The sequence below is a fragment of the Streptomyces sp. B21-083 genome, from assembly GCF_036898825.1.
Classification (GTDB): Bacteria; Actinomycetota; Actinomycetes; order Streptomycetales; family Streptomycetaceae; genus Streptomyces.
The window spans coordinates 1664738-1680382 of record NZ_JARUND010000002.1 but is presented as its reverse complement, the minus strand read 5'-3'; the positions used below and the strand labels follow the sequence as shown (position 1 = coordinate 1680382).

The 15645-nt window shown below is 69.3% G+C and carries 16 protein-coding genes; 15 read left to right on the top strand and 1 reads right to left on the bottom strand.

Features of this window, described 5'->3' with window-relative positions; translation table 11 throughout:
* The first annotated feature begins 18 nt into the window (after positions 1–18).
* From rpsD to nusB, 14 genes are all read left to right on the top strand, one after another.
* Positions 19–633: a 30S ribosomal protein S4 gene (rpsD, locus tag QA861_RS31605; RefSeq protein WP_328745631.1), complete on the top strand. Its 615-nt coding sequence runs from the start codon at positions 19–21 to the stop codon at positions 631–633.
* Positions 634–885: 252 nt separating this feature from the next.
* Positions 886–1332, top strand: coding sequence for a DUF948 domain-containing protein (locus tag QA861_RS31600; RefSeq protein ID WP_334594912.1), 447 nt, complete (start codon positions 886–888; stop codon positions 1330–1332).
* Positions 1333–1340: 8 nt separating this feature from the next.
* Positions 1341–1700: a hypothetical protein gene (locus QA861_RS31595; protein ID WP_334592068.1), complete on the top strand. Its 360-nt coding sequence runs from the start codon at positions 1341–1343 to the stop codon at positions 1698–1700.
* Positions 1700–4372, top strand: a complete 2673-nt coding sequence (gene alaS / locus QA861_RS31590; RefSeq protein WP_334592067.1) for an alanine--tRNA ligase — start codon at positions 1700–1702, stop codon at positions 4370–4372. The genes QA861_RS31595 and alaS overlap by 1 nt, the downstream gene beginning before the upstream one ends.
* Positions 4369–4854, top strand: coding sequence for a Holliday junction resolvase RuvX (ruvX, locus tag QA861_RS31585; RefSeq protein ID WP_334592066.1), 486 nt, complete (start codon positions 4369–4371; stop codon positions 4852–4854). Before alaS ends, ruvX begins: the two co-directional genes overlap by 4 nt.
* 125 nt (positions 4855–4979) lie before the next feature.
* A complete protein-coding gene (gene mltG / locus QA861_RS31580; RefSeq protein WP_334592065.1) occupies positions 4980–6758 on the top strand; it encodes an endolytic transglycosylase MltG in 1779 nt (592 codons plus the stop codon).
* The gene (locus QA861_RS31575; RefSeq protein ID WP_334592064.1) at positions 6733–7587 is read left to right on the top strand and encodes a shikimate dehydrogenase; all 855 of its coding nucleotides are present in this window, start codon (positions 6733–6735) and stop codon (positions 7585–7587) included. Before mltG ends, QA861_RS31575 begins: the two co-directional genes overlap by 26 nt.
* A 167-nt stretch (positions 7588–7754) precedes the next feature.
* A complete protein-coding gene (aroC, locus tag QA861_RS31570; RefSeq protein WP_334592063.1) occupies positions 7755–8939 on the top strand; it encodes a chorismate synthase in 1185 nt (394 codons plus the stop codon).
* 29 nt (positions 8940–8968) lie between these two features.
* Positions 8969–9451, top strand: coding sequence for a shikimate kinase (locus QA861_RS31565; RefSeq protein ID WP_443041673.1), 483 nt, complete (start codon positions 8969–8971; stop codon positions 9449–9451).
* On the top strand, positions 9448–10542 hold the full coding sequence (gene aroB, locus QA861_RS31560) for a 3-dehydroquinate synthase (protein WP_334592061.1): 1095 nt from the start codon (positions 9448–9450) through the stop codon (positions 10540–10542). The genes QA861_RS31565 and aroB overlap by 4 nt, the downstream gene beginning before the upstream one ends.
* 196 nt (positions 10543–10738) lie before the next feature.
* Positions 10739–11644, top strand: coding sequence for a Pro-rich N-terminal domain-containing protein (locus QA861_RS31555; protein WP_334592060.1), 906 nt, complete (start codon positions 10739–10741; stop codon positions 11642–11644).
* Positions 11645–11908: 264 nt separating this feature from the next.
* A complete protein-coding gene (locus tag QA861_RS31550) occupies positions 11909–13018 on the top strand; it encodes a M24 family metallopeptidase (protein WP_334592058.1) in 1110 nt (369 codons plus the stop codon).
* Positions 13019–13077: 59 nt separating this feature from the next.
* On the top strand, positions 13078–13644 hold the full coding sequence (gene efp / locus QA861_RS31545; RefSeq protein ID WP_006382090.1) for an elongation factor P: 567 nt from the start codon (positions 13078–13080) through the stop codon (positions 13642–13644).
* A 2-nt stretch (positions 13645–13646) separates the two neighbouring features.
* Positions 13647–14081, top strand: a complete 435-nt coding sequence (gene nusB, locus QA861_RS31540; RefSeq protein ID WP_334592057.1) for a transcription antitermination factor NusB — start codon at positions 13647–13649, stop codon at positions 14079–14081.
* A 199-nt stretch (positions 14082–14280) separates the two neighbouring features.
* On the opposite strand, the gene bldD is transcribed toward nusB, so the two are convergent.
* Positions 14281–14781: a transcriptional regulator BldD gene (bldD, locus tag QA861_RS31535; protein ID WP_006379429.1), complete on the bottom strand. Its 501-nt coding sequence runs from the start codon at positions 14779–14781 to the stop codon at positions 14281–14283.
* 265 nt (positions 14782–15046) lie between these two features.
* Here bldD and pyrR point away from each other — a divergent pair, with 265 nt between their 5' ends.
* Positions 15047–15628: a bifunctional pyr operon transcriptional regulator/uracil phosphoribosyltransferase PyrR gene (pyrR, locus tag QA861_RS31530; protein ID WP_334592056.1), complete on the top strand. Its 582-nt coding sequence runs from the start codon at positions 15047–15049 to the stop codon at positions 15626–15628.
* The last annotated feature ends 17 nt before the right edge of the window (positions 15629–15645 follow it).

Sequence of the window (15645 nt, the reverse complement as noted above, 5' to 3'; positions counted from 1 at the left end):
AAAGGAAAAGGAAAAGAAGTGGCTAACCAGCCCCGCCCCAAGGTCAAGAAGTCGCGTGCCCTCGGCATCGCGCTGACCCCGAAGGCCGTCAAGTACTTCGAGGCCCGTCCCTACCCGCCGGGTGAGCACGGTCGTGGCCGCAAGCAGAACTCGGACTACAAGGTCCGTCTCCTGGAGAAGCAGCGTCTGCGCGCGCAGTACGACGTGTCCGAGCGTCAGCTCGTCCGCGCCTACGAGCGTGCCGCCAAGACGCAGGGCAAGACCGGTGAGGCCCTGGTCATCGAGCTGGAGCGTCGTCTCGACGCCCTGGTTCTGCGTTCGGGCATCGCCCGCACGATCTACCAGGCCCGCCAGATGGTCGTTCACGGCCACATCGAGGTCAACGGCGGCAAGGTCGACAAGCCGTCGTTCCGTGTCCGTCCCGACGACGTCGTGATGGTCCGCGAGCGCAGCCGCAGCAAGACGCTGTTCGAGGTCGCGCGTGCCGGTGGCTTCGCCCCCGACGGTGAGACCCCGCGCTACCTGCAGGTGAACCTCGGCGCCCTGGCCTTCCGCCTGGACCGCGAGCCGAACCGCAAGGAGATCCCGGTGATCTGCGACGAGCAGCTCGTCGTCGAGTACTACGCCCGCTGATCCAGCGGTCGCAGCACCACGCATCACCGGCTTCGCGCCTCGGCCCGTCGTTTCCCCGCCCTCACCGGCGGGGGAGCGGCGGGCTTTCGCGTACGGCCACGCCCGCGCGCGAACGCCGTCCCGGCGGGTCCCGTCCGGGTACGGAGAGCCACCTCCGGCGCGATAGGGTCGGGGGCGACTTTCGAAGTACTCGGAACACACGTGAAGTACCCCAGAGTTCAGTCGATCTACGAGCGCAGAGAGCGGTGCGGTGTGACCGGTGGAGAGGTTGCCGGGCTCCTGGTGGCCGTCTTCTGGGCGATTCTGGTCTCCTTCCTCGCCGTGGCTCTGGTGAGGCTGGCCCAGACGCTCAGGGCGACCACGAAACTGGTCGCGGAGGTGACGGACCAGGCCGTGCCGCTGCTGGCCGACGCCTCCCAGGCCGTGCGCTCAGCACAGACCCAGATCGACCGGGTCGACGCCATCGCCACCGACGTCCAGGAGGTCACCTCCAACGCGTCGGCGCTGTCCACCACCGTCGCCTCGACCTTCGGCGGCCCGCTCGTCAAGGTCGCCGCGTTCGGCTACGGCGTACGCCGGGCGATGAGCCGTACCAAGGCCGACGAGGCGCCCGCACCCGAGCGGGCCCGGCGCACCGTCATCGTCGGCCGCACCGTACCGGCCCCGAAGGGCCAAAAGCGCCGCAGGCAGAAGGGCTGAACCCCGCCATGTTCCGCCGTACGTTCTGGTTCACCGCGGGCGCCGCGGCCGGTGTGTGGGCCACCACCAAGGTCAACCGCAAGATCCGGCAGCTGACCCCCGAGCACCTCGCCGCGCAGGCCGCCAACAAGGCGATCGAGGCCGGCCACCGGGTCAAGGACTTCGCCCTCGACGTGCGGGCCGGGATGGTCCAGCGCGAGGCCGAGCTGGGCGAGGCCCTCGGGATCGCCGAACCCCCGGGCCGCGGCCTGCCCCCGCAACGGCGGCTCGCCGCCCTCGACCGGGGCGCGGAAAACCTGAAGCACGATGAGAAGCACTACGGGATGCTGGACAACACGCACCCGTACAACCGGAATGAGGACCACTGATGGAGTCGGCTGAAATTCGTCGCCGCTGGCTGAGCTTCTTCGAGGAGCGCGGCCACACCGTCGTCCCTTCGGCGTCGCTCATCGCGGACGACCCGACTCTCCTCCTGGTCAACGCGGGCATGGTCCCCTTCAAGCCGTACTTCCTCGGTGAGACGAAGCCGCCCGCCCCGCGCGCCACCAGCGTGCAGAAGTGCGTGCGTACGCCCGACATCGAAGAGGTCGGCAAGACCACCCGGCACGGCACGTTCTTCCAGATGTGCGGCAATTTCTCCTTCGGGGACTACTTCAAGGAAGGAGCCATCAAGTACGCCTGGGACCTGCTCACCAACTCCGTCGCGGACGGTGGCTACGGCCTTGACCCCGAGAAGCTCTGGATCACCGTCTACCTCGACGACGACGAGGCCGAGCAGATCTGGCGCGAGCAGATCGGCGTCCCGGCCGAGCGCATCCAGCGCCTCGGCAAGAAGGACAACTTCTGGTCCATGGGCGTCCCCGGCCCCTGCGGACCCTGCTCCGAGATCAACTACGACCGCGGCCCCGAGTTCGGCGTCGAGGGCGGCCCGGCCGTCAACGACGAGCGCTATGTGGAGATCTGGAACCTGGTCTTCATGCAGTACGAGCGCGGCGCCGGCGACGGCAAGGAGGACTTCCCGATCCTCGGGGACCTGCCGTCGCAGAACATCGACACCGGTCTCGGCCTCGAACGACTCGCCATGATCCTGCAGGGCGTACAGAACATGTACGAGACGGACACCCTGCGCGTCGTCATGGACAAGGCCACCGAGCTGACCGGTGTGCGCTACGGCGAGAAGCACGACTCCGACGTCTCGATGCGTGTGGTCGCCGACCACATCCGTACGTCCGTCATGCTCATCGGCGACGGCGTCACCCCCGGCAACGAGGGGCGCGGTTACGTGCTGCGCCGCATCATGCGACGCGCCATCCGCAACATGCGCCTGATGGGCGCCTCCGGGCCGGTCGTCGCCGATCTCGTCGACGTCGTCATCAAGACGATGGGCCAGCAGTATCCGGAACTCGTCACCGATCGCAAGCGCATCGAAACCGTGGCCCTCGCCGAGGAGGCCGCCTTCCTCAAGGCCCTCAAGGGCGGCACCAACATCCTCGACACCGCCGTCACCGAGACCAAGCAGGCCGGCGGCCAGATCCTCTCCGGTGACAAGGCGTTCCTGCTCCACGACACCTGGGGCTTCCCGATCGACCTCACCCTCGAAATGGCCGCCGAACAGGGCCTTTCCGTGGACGAGGACGGCTTCCGGCGCCTGATGAAGGAGCAGCGGGACCGCGCCAAGGCCGACGCCAAGGCCAAGAAGACCGGCCACGCCGACATGGGCGCCTACCGCGAGATCGCCGACGCCGCCGGTGAGACCGAGTTCTTCGGGTACGACCGCACCGAGGGCGAGTCGACAGTCGTCGGCATCCTCGTCGACGGTGTCTCCTCCCCGGCCGCCACCGAGGGCGACGAGGTCGAGATCGTCCTCGACCGCACCCCGTTCTACGCCGAGGGCGGCGGCCAGATCGGCGACACCGGCCGCATCAGGATCGACACCGGTGCCGTCATCGAGATCCGCGACTGCCAAAAGCCGGTTCCTGGCGTGTACGTCCACAAGGGCGTCGTCCAGGTCGGCGAGGTCACCGTGGGCGCCAAGGCCCAGGCCGCCATCGACGTGCGCCGCCGCAAGGCCATCGCCCGCGCCCACTCGGCCACCCACCTCACCCACCAGGCCCTGCGCGACGCCCTCGGCCCGACGGCCGCCCAGGCCGGTTCCGAGAACCAGCCCGGCCGTTTCCGCTTCGACTTCGGTTCCCCGTCCGCCGTACCGACGGCCGTGATGACCGATGTCGAGCAGCAGATCAACGAGGTGCTCGCCCGCGACCTGGACGTGCACGCCGAGATCCTCAGCCTCGACGAGGCCAAGAAGCAGGGCGCCATCGCCGAGTTCGGCGAGAAGTACGGCGAGCGCGTGCGCGTCGTGACGATCGGCGACTTCTCCAAGGAGCTGTGCGGCGGCACCCACGTCCACAACACCGCCCAGCTCGGCCTGGTGAAACTGCTCGGCGAGTCGTCCATCGGTTCGGGCGTCCGGCGTATCGAGGCCCTGGTCGGTGTGGACGCCTACAACTTCCTGGCCCGGGAGCACACGGTCGTCGCCCAGCTCCAGGAACTGGTCAAGGGTCGCCCGGAAGAGCTTCCGGAGAAGGTTTCCGCCATGCTCGGCAAGCTGAAGGACGCCGAGAAGGAGATCGAGAAGTTCCGCGCCGAGAAGGTTCTCCAGGCCGCCGCCGGTCTCGCCCAGGGCGCCAAGGACGTACGCGGTGTGGCTCTCGTCACCGGCCAGGTCCCGGACGGCACGAGCGCCGACGACCTGCGCAAGCTGGTCCTCGACGTACGCGGTCGCATCCAGGGCGGCCGGGCCGCCGTCGTCGCCCTCTTCACCACGGCGGGCGGCAAGCCGCTGACGGTCATCGCCACCAACGAGGCCGCCCGCGAGCGCGGTCTCAAGGCGGGCGACCTGGTTCGTACGGCTGCCAAGACCCTCGGCGGCGGCGGTGGCGGCAAGCCGGACGTCGCCCAGGGCGGTGGCCAGAACCCGGCCGCCGTCGGCGAGGCCGTCGACGCCGTCGAGCGCCTTGTGGCGGAAACGGCCAAGTGAGCGGCGACGGAAACACCCTGCGCCGTGGCCGGCGACTCGCGATCGACGTCGGGGACGCCCGGATCGGGGTCGCGTCGTGCGACCCCGACGGGATCCTCGCCACTCCGGTGGAGACGGTCCCCGGCCGGGACGTTCCCGCAGCTCAGCGCAGGTTGAAGGAACTCGTCGACGAGTACGAACCCATCGAGGTCGTCGTCGGTCTCCCTCGCTCCCTCAAGGGGGGCGAGGGCCCCGCCGCCGTCAAGGTCCGAGGCTTCGCCGAGCAGCTGGTGCGCCTCATCGCGCCGGTCCCGGTACGTCTGGTGGACGAGCGCATGACGACGGTGACGGCCAGTCAGGGACTTCGCGCTTCTGGTGTGAAATCGAAAAAGGGCAGATCGGTCATTGACCAGGCCGCAGCCGTGATCATCCTGCAGCAGGCCCTGGAATCCGAACGGGTGTCAGGTAAAGCACCCGGCGAGGGCGTCGAAGTGGTCATCTGATCGCGATACGGTAACGTTCCGCGCGATTGTGGCTCTGTTCGAACAGCAGCCGCACAGTAAGAGGCGGAACGGTAGCGGCGATGTGGGGGCCGCGTGATCGGCCGCCTCGCGGCTCTAGGGGATTGATGACTGAGTATGGCCGGGGCCCAGGCTCCGAACCGTGGCATCCGGAGGACCCGTTGTACGGGGACGGCGGATGGGAAGGACAGCAGGCCCAGGCCGACCAGTCCTCCTACGGCGGCCAGCCGCAGCACTACCCGCAGCAGCCGCAGCAGTCCCAGTACGGCGACTGGAGCGCCGACGGCCAGCAGGCCGCCTACGGTCAGGCTCAGCAGCAGTACCCGCACCAGCAGCAGTATCCACAGCAGTACCAGCAGCAGCCCCAGCAACAGCAGTACCCGCAGCAGTACGGCGACCAGGCTCATCAGCAGCAGTACGTCGACCAGGGGCAGCAGCAGTACGCGGGCGGCGGCTGGAACGCCGGTCAGCAGGCGCAGGTCCCCTACATCGCCGACCCCACGGATCCGTACGCCCAGCAGGCCGCCGCGTACGGCGGTGAGCAGCCCGACTACTACGGCACGCCCGACGCGTACCCGCCGCCGCAGCCGCCGGCCAGGCGCGGTACCGAGCCGGAGGCGGAACCGGAGCCCGAGCCGGAACCGCAGAGCGGCTGGGACCCCGGCCCCGACCAGGGCGAGCACGCCTTCTTCGCGGGCGGTGACGATGACGGCGAGCCCGAGGACGAGGCGGAGGGGCGTCGGGGTCGCGGCGACCGGAAGGGCCGGGACGACGGGAAGAACAAGAAGGCCGGGAAGGGCAAGAAGGGCCGTACCGGTACGGCCTGCCTGGTCGTCGTGCTGGTGTTCGGTGGTGGCATCGCTGGAATCGGGTATTTCGGGTACCAGTTCTACCAAAATCGTTTCGGCCCGGCTCCTGACTACGCGGGCGACGGCGTGAGCGCGACAGTGACGGTCGAGATCCCCAAGGGTGCGGGCGGCTATGAGATCGGCCAGGCGCTGAAAGAAAAAGGTGTCGTCAAAAGTGTCGACGCCTTTGTCTCCGCACAGGCGGACAATCCCGACGGCAAGAAGATCCAGGCCGGCGTCTATGTCCTGAACAAGGAGATGTCCGGCAAGAGTGTCGTCACGTTGATGCTCGATCCCAAGAGTCAGAACAACATGATCGTCGTCCCCGGGCAGCGAAATGTTCAGGTCTACGCGGCCATCGACAAACAGCTCGGTCTTGCCGAAGGTACCACCGCGAAGGTCGCCAAAAAGGATTACAAGAGTTTCGGCCTGCCGGACTGGGCGAACGACAGCAAGAAGATCAAGGACCCGCTGGAAGGTTTCCTTTACCCGACGACCTATGCGGCCGCCAAGGGTATGAAACCCGCGGAGATCCTGAAGGAAATGGTCACGGCGGCCACCGCCAAGTACGACACCCTGGATCTCGAAGCCAAGGCGAAGACGCTCGACCTCGACAACCCGTTGCAGGTCATCACGGTGGCGAGCCTCGTCCAGGCCGAGGGTGTCACACACGACGACTTCAGGAAGATGGCATCTGTCGTCTACAACCGCCTCAAGACGTCGAACGACATCACCAACCAGAAGCTCGAATTCGACTCGACGTACAACTACCTCAAGAACCAGAGCAAGATCAATATTTCGACGTCGGAGATCCGGAACTACGACGACCCGTACAACACGTACTTCTACAGGGGTCTGCCGCCTGGGCCGATCGGAAATCCCAGCGACGACGCACTGAAGGCCGCGCTGAATCCCGACGGTGGTGCATGGATGTTCTTCATCTCCCTCGACGGCAAGACGACCAAGTTCACCAAGACCTTGTCCGAACACGAAGAGTTGGTCCGGCAATTCAATGCGCAACGTAAAAGCGGCAGCTGAGCACAGCGGGGGACGTCGGGCCGCAGTGCTCGGTTCCCCCATCGCCCACTCCCTCTCGCCGGTGCTGCACCGTGCCGCGTACGCGGAACTCGGGCTCACCGAGTGGACGTACGACCGTTTCGAGGTCGACGAGGGCGGGCTGCCGGGATTCCTGGGAGAGCTGGGGCCGGAGTGGGCGGGATTGTCGCTCACCATGCCGCTCAAGCGGGCGGTCATCCCGTGGCTCGACGAGATCAGCGAGACGGCCGCGTCGGTCGAGGCCGTCAACACCGTCGTGTTCGGCTCGGACGGGCGGTGCGTCGGGGACAACACCGACATCCCCGGGATCGTGGGCGCCCTGCGTGAGCACGGCATCGAGCAGGTGGACTCCGCCGCGATCCTCGGCGCCGGCGCCACCGCCTCCTCCGCGCTCGCCGCGCTGGCCCGGATCTGTACCGGCGAGGTCGTCGTGTACGTCCGCAGCGAGGCCCGGGCCGTCGAGATGCGGCAGTGGGGGGAACGTCTCGACATCGAGGTCCGTACGGCGGACTGGGCGGACGCGGCCCGAGCGCTGCACGCCCCGCTGGTGATCGCCACGACTCCGGCAGGTACGACGGACGTGCTCTCCGGTGCCGTCCCGGAACGGCCGGCGACTCTCTTCGACGTGCTCTACCACCCCTGGCCGACCGATCTGGCGGCACGCTGGTCGGCGTACGGCGGGGCGGTCGTCAGCGGGCTCGACCTGCTCGTGCACCAGGCGGTGCTTCAGGTGGAGCAGATGACCGGGCTCACCCCCGGCCCGCTGGGTGCCATGCGCAGGGCGGGCGAGAAGGCGCTCGCCGACCGCTGAGCCGATTCGCGAGGCGTCCGGTTGCTGGACCGCCGATCAGGCATTCGGCCCGGACGTGGGAGGATCGGGAGGTGGCGGGCCTGGGCCGCGCACCCGGTCACGCCGTCGCCGTACGCGAGGACGCGCGTACGCAGGGCAGTACCAGGGCGCGAGTATGAGGAGCACCGTTGAGCAGGTTGCGCTGGTTGACCGCGGGGGAGTCCCATGGTCCCGCACTCGTCGCGACGCTGGAGGGTCTTCCCGCCGGTGTGCCCATCACCACGGAGTTGGTGGCGGACCACCTGGCGAGGCGTCGGCTCGGTTACGGGCGCGGTGCCCGGATGAAGTTCGAGCAGGACGAGATCACCTTCCTCGGCGGTGTGCGGCACGGTCTGTCGATGGGTTCGCCGGTCGCGGTAATGGTCGGCAACACGGAGTGGCCGAAGTGGGAGCAGGTGATGGCGGCCGACCCGGTGGATCCGGAGATCCTGGCCGGCCTGGCCCGTAACGCCCCGCTGACCCGCCCCCGCCCCGGCCATGCCGACCTGGCCGGCATGCAGAAGTACGGCTTCGAGGAGGCCCGCCCGATCCTGGAACGCGCCTCCGCGCGCGAGACGGCGGCGCGGGTGGCCCTGGGTGCGGTGGCCCGTTCGTTCCTGAAGGCGGCGGCCGGCATCGAGATCGTGTCGCACGTGGTGGAACTGGCGGCGGCGAAGGCTCCCTACGGTGTCTACCCCAAGCCCTCGGACGTCGAGAAGCTGGACGCCGACCCGGTGCGCTGCCTGGACGCCGACGCGTCGAAGGCGATGGTCGCGGAGATCGACCAGGCCCACAAGGACGGCGACACCCTGGGCGGTGTGGTCGAGGTGCTGGCGTACGGCGTGCCGGTGGGCCTTGGCTCGCATGTGCACTGGGACCGGCGCCTGGATGCCCGGCTGGCTGCCGCGTTGATGGGCATCCAGGCGATCAAGGGTGTCGAGGTCGGTGACGGCTTCGACCTGGCGCGTGTGCCGGGTTCGAAGGCGCACGACGAGATCCTCGCCACGGATGACGGTATCCGGCGTGCGACCGGGCGTTCCGGTGGCACCGAGGGCGGCCTGTCCACGGGTGAGCTGTTGCGGGTGCGGGCGGCGATGAAGCCGATCGCGACCGTGCCGCGTGCTCTGCGGACCGTGGATGTGGTGACCGGTGAGGCGACGCAGGCGCATCACCAGCGTTCCGACGTGTGCGCGGTTCCGGCGGCCGGGATCGTCGCCGAGGCGATGGTGGCCCTGGTTCTGGCGGACGCGGTGGTGGAGAAGTTCGGCGGCGACAGCGTGCCCGAGACGCGCCGCAACGTGGAGTCCTACCTCGAACACCTGATCGTCCGGTGAGCGCTTTGGAGATTGTGCTGGTCGGGCCGATGGGCGTCGGCAAGTCCACCGTCGGGCGGCTGCTGGCCGAGCGGCTCGGCTGCTCGTACCGGGACACGGACGACGACATCGTCGCCGAGCAGGGCCGCACGATCGCCGACATCTTCGTCGACGAGGGCGAGCCGGTCTTCCGGGCCGTCGAGAAGCAGGCGGTCCAGCGGGCGCTGGCCGAGCACGACGGCGTCCTCGCCCTCGGCGGCGGCTCGATCCTCGACGAGGACACCCGCGGACTGCTGGCCGGACACCGGGTCGTCTACCTCTCGATGGACGTCGAGGAAGCGGTCCAGCGAACCGGCCTGAACGCGGCCCGCCCTCTGCTGGCGGTCAACCCGCGCCGGCAGTGGCGGGAGCTGATGGAGGCTCGCCGCCATCTGTACACGGAGGTCGCCGACGCGGTCGTCGCCACCGATGGCCGTACGCCCGAAGAGGTCACCCAAGCCGTTCTGGACGCACTGGAGTTGAAGTCAGCATGAGCAGCGAGGCAGTGACGCGGATCCAGGTCGGCGGCACCGCGGGCAGCGATCCGTACGAGGTCCTGATCGGCCGGCAGCTCCTTGAGGAACTGGGCGGGCTGATCGGGCCCAGGGCGAAGCGGGTCGCGGTGATCCACCCCGAGGCGCTCGCGGAGACGGGTGAGGCGCTGCGCGCCGACCTGGCGGGTCAGGGCTTCGAGGCGGTCGCCATCCAGGTGCCGAACGCGGAGGAGGCCAAGACCGCCGAAGTGGCCGCCTACTGCTGGAAGGCGCTCGGCCAGTCCAATTTCACCCGTACCGACGTCATCGTCGGTGTCGGTGGCGGTGCGACCACCGACCTGGCCGGCTTCGTCGCCGCGACCTGGCTGCGTGGGGTGCGCTGGATCGCGATCCCGACGACGGTGCTGGCGATGGTGGACGCGGCGGTCGGCGGCAAGACCGGCATCAACACCGCCGAGGGCAAGAACCTGGTCGGCTCCTTCCACCCGCCCGCCGGTGTGCTGTGCGACCTGGCGGCGCTGGACTCGCTCCCGGTCAACGACTACGTGTCCGGGCTCGCGGAGATCATCAAGGCCGGTTTCATCGCCGACCCGGTGATCCTGGAGTTGATCGAGGCCGACCCGCAGGCCGCCCGCAGTCCGGCAGGCCCGCACACCGCCGAGCTGATCGAACGCTCGATCAAGGTGAAGGCGGAGGTCGTCTCCTCGGACCTCAAGGAGTCGGGCCTGCGCGAGATCCTCAACTACGGGCACACGCTCGCGCACGCCATCGAGAAGAACGAGCGCTACCAATGGCGGCACGGCGCGGCTGTCTCCGTCGGCATGCACTTCGCGGCCGAACTGGGCCGCCTCGCGGGCCGGTTGGACGACGCCACGGCCGACCGGCACCGTACGGTCCTGGAGTCTGTCGGGCTGCCGCTGCACTACCGCTACGACCAGTGGCCCAAGCTGCTGGAGACGATGAAGCTCGACAAGAAGTCCCGGGGCAACCTGCTGCGGTTCATCGTCCTGGACGGACTGGCCAAGCCGACCGTCCTGGAGGGCCCTGACCCGGCCGTCCTCCTCGCCGCGTACGGCGAAGTGGGGGAGTAGCTCCCCACTCGGGCGCTTGGCCCGATTCGCTTGTGGCGATGGGCACTTCGGGCTGTTCCGGGCCGTTCACCAAACGGCGGCCCGGGACGGTACCGTTCGGGTGGAAGTCCCCCGCTCCTTCCGGGCAGTGGGGGAGAGCAGGGTTCGTGCCCCGCCGACCAGCGCCAATCGCCTGTACGAGATGGAGTGGCACCGGATGCAGGACGCAGTGGGGTCTCCGCTGCCGCCGCCCCACCAGCCGGGGCAAGGACCGGTCGCCGACTGGCCGTCGGCCGCCCCGCACGCGGGCCAGCACCACCCGGGCGCGCATCCGGGTTCCGCACCCCCCAGCCGGCCGCCGGCCCCGGCGCCGGTCTACACCGGCCCAGCCGCCTCGGGGCCGGGTCCGCAGGCCCAGCATCCGCCCGTCCCCCAGCACGCTCCCGTTCCGCACCACGCCCAGGTGCCGCCCACGCCGGACACCACCGGCCATATGCGGCTGCCGCAGGGTGACTTCGTCCCGACGCCGGGCCCGCCGCCCGCCACCGGCCCCGTGGACCCGTCCTCGGCGCCCCTGGCCGTGCTTCTGATCGGCCCCGCGGGCGCCGGAAAGACGAGCGTCGCGAAGTACTGGGCGGACCATCGCCGGGTGCCCACCGCGCACATCAGCCTCGACGACGTACGCGAATGGGTCCGCTCGGGCTTCGCCGACCCGCAGTCGGGATGGAACGACCACTCGGAGGCGCAGTACCGCCTCGCCCGCCGTACCTGCGGCTTCGCCGCGCGCAACTTCCTGGCCAACGGCATCTCGTGCATCCTCGACGACGCGGTCTTTCCCGACCGGCCGGTCGTCGGGCTCGGAGGCTGGAAACGGCACGTGGGGCCCGGTCTGCTGCCGGTCGTGCTGCTGCCCGGTCTGGAGATCGTCCTGGAGCGCAACGCCGAGCGCTCCGGCAACCGCCGCCTCACGGACGAGGAGGTCGCCCGCATCCACGGCCGGATGGCGGGCTGGTACGGCTCCGGCCTCCCGATCATCGACAACTCCCAGCTCGACGTCCCGGCGACGGCCCGGGTCCTGGACGACGTCCTCGCACGGCTGCTGGCCAGCCCGCCCAAGTGGTAGACGGGCCGCACGGTCCGAGACCGGGGCAGGGTACGCCCGGCTCCGGTTGCGTGCCTGCCGGGCGCTGAGCGGCGGTCGTGCGGTCGGCTGGGCCGAACGAGTGGTCGCCCCAGCCGCCCCTACCCGTCCCATCCCTGGGGGCTGCCGCCCCCCGGCCCCCGCTTCGGCCCTGAAGGGGCCTCGTCCTCAAACGCCGGACGGGCTGAAAACCCGGTCGGCCCTCCCTGACCGGCGGCAAGCCGCTCACGCTCTTACGCTCGGGGCATGTCAGAGGTCTACGCGGCGCGCAGAGCGCGGCTTCGGGAGCGGTGTCACGCGGGCGGCAGTGCGGGGGCCCTGGTCTCCCGGGCCGCCAATGTGCGGTATCTAGCGGGCGCGGCCCCGCACGGAGCCGTACTGCTGCTGGGAAAACGGGAGGATCTGCTCGTGTGGGCGGGGTCCGAGGACGACCGGCTCCCCGAGGGCAGCCGTCCGGACGAGGCGTTGCGTGTGCACACCCTGTCCGCGTCCGGAGGCGATCCGGCGGTCGCCGCCGCGGATCTCGTCGCCGCGCAGGGCGCCGAGTCCCTCGCCGTCGAGGAACACCATCTGACCGTGGCCCGGCACCGTGCCATCGGCTCGGTCGCGCCCCGGCTGCGCCTGGCCGACCTGGGTGGCGCGGTCGAGCAGCTCCGGGTGGTCAAGGACGAGGAGGAGATCGCCTGTCTGCGGATCGGCGCCGAGATCGCTGACCAGGCGCTCGGTGAACTGCTGGAGTCCATCCTCGTCGGGCGTACGGAGCGGCATCTCGCCCTGGAACTGGAGCGGCGGCTCGTCGATCACGGTGCGGACGGGCCGGCCTTCACGACCGCCGTCGCCACCGGGCCGAACTCCGGCCGCCGGGGGCATCGGCCCACCGATCGGCGTGTGGAGGAAGGAGACTTCCTCTCTGTTTGTCTCGGCGCCGCCTACCGCGGATACCGCTGTGAAATCGGCCGCACATTCGTCATCGGGACCTCGCCGGCCGACTGGCAGATCGAGCTCTACGACCTTGTCTTCGCAGCCCAGCGCGCCGGACGGGAGGCCCTGGCACCTGGCGCCGCCTACCGTGACGTGGACCGTGCGGCGCGCCAGGTACTGGACTCCGCGGGGTACGCGGACCGCCTTCCGGAGCTCACCGGACACGGTGTCGGGCTCGAAATCGAGGAGGAGCCGCAGCTCGCCCCCGCGGCCATGGGTAAACTGGACGCTTGCGTGCCGGTCACCGTCGAACCGGGGGTCCACCTCCCGGGCCGGGGCGGTGTCAGGATCGATGACACGCTCGTCGTACGCCCTGAGGCGGACGGCGGACCCGAACTACTTACCATCACGACCAAGGAACTGCTCGCGCTCTAGCTTCGAGCTGTCGCGTCTGCCCCGGGGTCGTCCACGTCAGTCCAGGAGATTCCGCAACCGTGGCTTCCACGAACGACCTCAAGAACGGCCTGGTTCTCAAGCTCGACGGGGGCCAGCTCTGGTCCGTCGTCGAGTTCCAGCACGTCAAGCCCGGCAAGGGCCCGGCCTTCGTGCGAACCAAGCTCAAGAACGTGCTCTCCGGCAAGGTCGTCGACAAGACGTTCAACGCCGGTGTCAAGGTCGAGACGGCCACTGTCGACAAGCGCGACATGCAGTTCTCCTACATGGACGGCGAGTACTTCGTCTTCATGGACATGGAGACGTACGACCAGCTCATGGTGGACCGCAAGGCCGTCGCCGACGCCGCCAACTTCCTGATCGAGGGCTTCACCGCCACGGTCGCGCAGCACGAGGGCGAGGTGCTCTTCGTCGAGCTGCCGGCCGCCGTCGAGCTGGTCATCCAGGAGACCGAGCCGGGTGTCCAGGGCGACCGCTCCACGGGCGGCACCAAGCCGGCCACGCTGGAGACGGGCCACCAGATCCAGGTCCCGCTCTTCATCACCACCGGTGAGAAGATCAAGGTCGACACCCGTACGAGCGACTACCTCGGCCGGGTGAACAGCTAACCGTGGCTGCCCGCAACACGGCCCGCAAGCGTGCCTTCCAGATCCTCTTCGAGGGCGACCAGCGCGGGGCCGATGTCCAGACGGTCCTCGGGGACTGGATCAGGTTGTCCCGGGACGACACCCGCCAGCCCCCGGTCAGCGAGTACACGATGGAGCTCGTCGAGGGCTACGCGCGGCACGCGCGGCGCATCGACGAGCTGATCGCGCAGTACTCGGTCGGCTGGACGCTCGACAGGATGCCGGTCGTCGACCGCAACATCCTGCGCCTCGGTGCCTACGAGCTGATCTGGGTCGACGAGACCCCGGACGCCGTCGTCCTCGACGAGATGGTGCAGCTGGCGAAGGAGTTCTCCACGGACGAGTCGCCCTCGTTCGTCAACGGGCTCCTCGGCCGGTTCAAGGACCTGAAGTCCACGCTGCGCCGCGACGACGTCTGAGTCAGGCCTTCAGACGTCCGGTCGTACGAATGCCGGTGGGCCCCAGCGACACACTGCTGGGGCCCACCGGCATTCGTACGACCGGATACGACCGATGGGGCCTGCGGGGCCCGCGAAACGCCGCCGGGGTGGCCGGAAACCATAAGGTTCCGGCCACCCCGGCGGCACGTTTCTGCTCAACGGCTGAAAGCCGTCGGGCTCAGCCCTCCTCGTGGGAGACGGCGCGGCGCGCGTCCGCGTCCAAGACGCCCCAGCTGATCAGCTGCTCGGTCAGGACCGAGGGCGACTGGTCGTAGATGACGGCGAGCGTGCGCAGGTCGTCCTGGCGGATCGACAGCACCTTGCCGTTGTAGTCGCCGCGCTGGGACTGGATCGTCGCGGCATAGCGCTGCAGGGGGCCCGCCTTCTCGGCCGGCACATGGGCCAGCCGCTCAAGGTCGAGGACGAGCTTCGGCGGCGGCTCGGCGGCTCCGCCCGGCGTGGTGCCCGGCAGCAGCTCCTGCACAGGAACCCCGTAGAAATCCGCCAGCTCGGCGAGGCGCTGCACGGTCACGGCACGATCGCCGCGCTCGTACGAACCGACCACGACCGCCTTCCAGCGTCCCTGGGACTTCTCCTCGACACCGTGGAGGGAAAGGCCCTGCTGGGTGCGGATCGCCCGGAGCTTGGCCCCGAGCTGTTTGGCGTATTCGCTGGACATATAGCTCCCGGACACAGTGTCGACGTGCGGACGAGCCGCGCGGCTGGTGACTCACTGTGAGGTTACGCAGCGTTACTCTTCCCCGTCAAGCTGAACGGTCTCGCCCGGCCTCCGCGCGCGGGGCGACGTGCGGTTACGGCAGACGGGTGACGTGTTGCGCCAATGGGGTGATCAGGTGCGATGCGCGGGCTGGTACCGTGGATGGCGCAATTCCGACGTCCTTTAATGATCCGTCCTGTGAGGCGGAGAAGGAGGTCCGTTTCCTATGGACTCAGAGCACGACAAGCAGCAGTACGAGGCCGGCGCACGGCCCGTTCTGGAAGCCCCCGACATCGCGCGGGTACTGACCCGCATCGCCCACGAGATCGTCGAACGCGCCAAGGGCGCCGACGACGTGGTGCTGCTCGGCATTCCGACCCGGGGCGTCTTCCTCGCCCAGCGGCTCGCGGCCAAGCTGGCGGACATCACCGACCGCAAGATCCCGGTCGGCTCGCTCGACATCACGATGTACCGCGACGACCTCCGTATGCACCCGCCGCGTGCGCTGGCCCGCACCGACATCCCCGGTGACGGCCTCGACGGCAGGCTGGTCGTCCTCGTCGACGACGTGCTCTTCTCCGGCCGCACCATCCGCGCCGCCCTCGACGCCCTGAACGACCTCGGGCGCCCGCGCGCGGTGCAGCTCGCGGTCCTCGTCGACCGAGGGCACCGCGAACTGCCCATCCGAGCCGACTACGTCGGCAAGAACCTCCCCACGTCGCTGCGGGAGACGGTCAAGGTCCAGCTCGCCGAGGAGGACGGTCGGGACACCGTGCTGCTCGGTGTGAAGCAGACCGCCCAGCAGTAGCACGCGTGCGCGTGCGG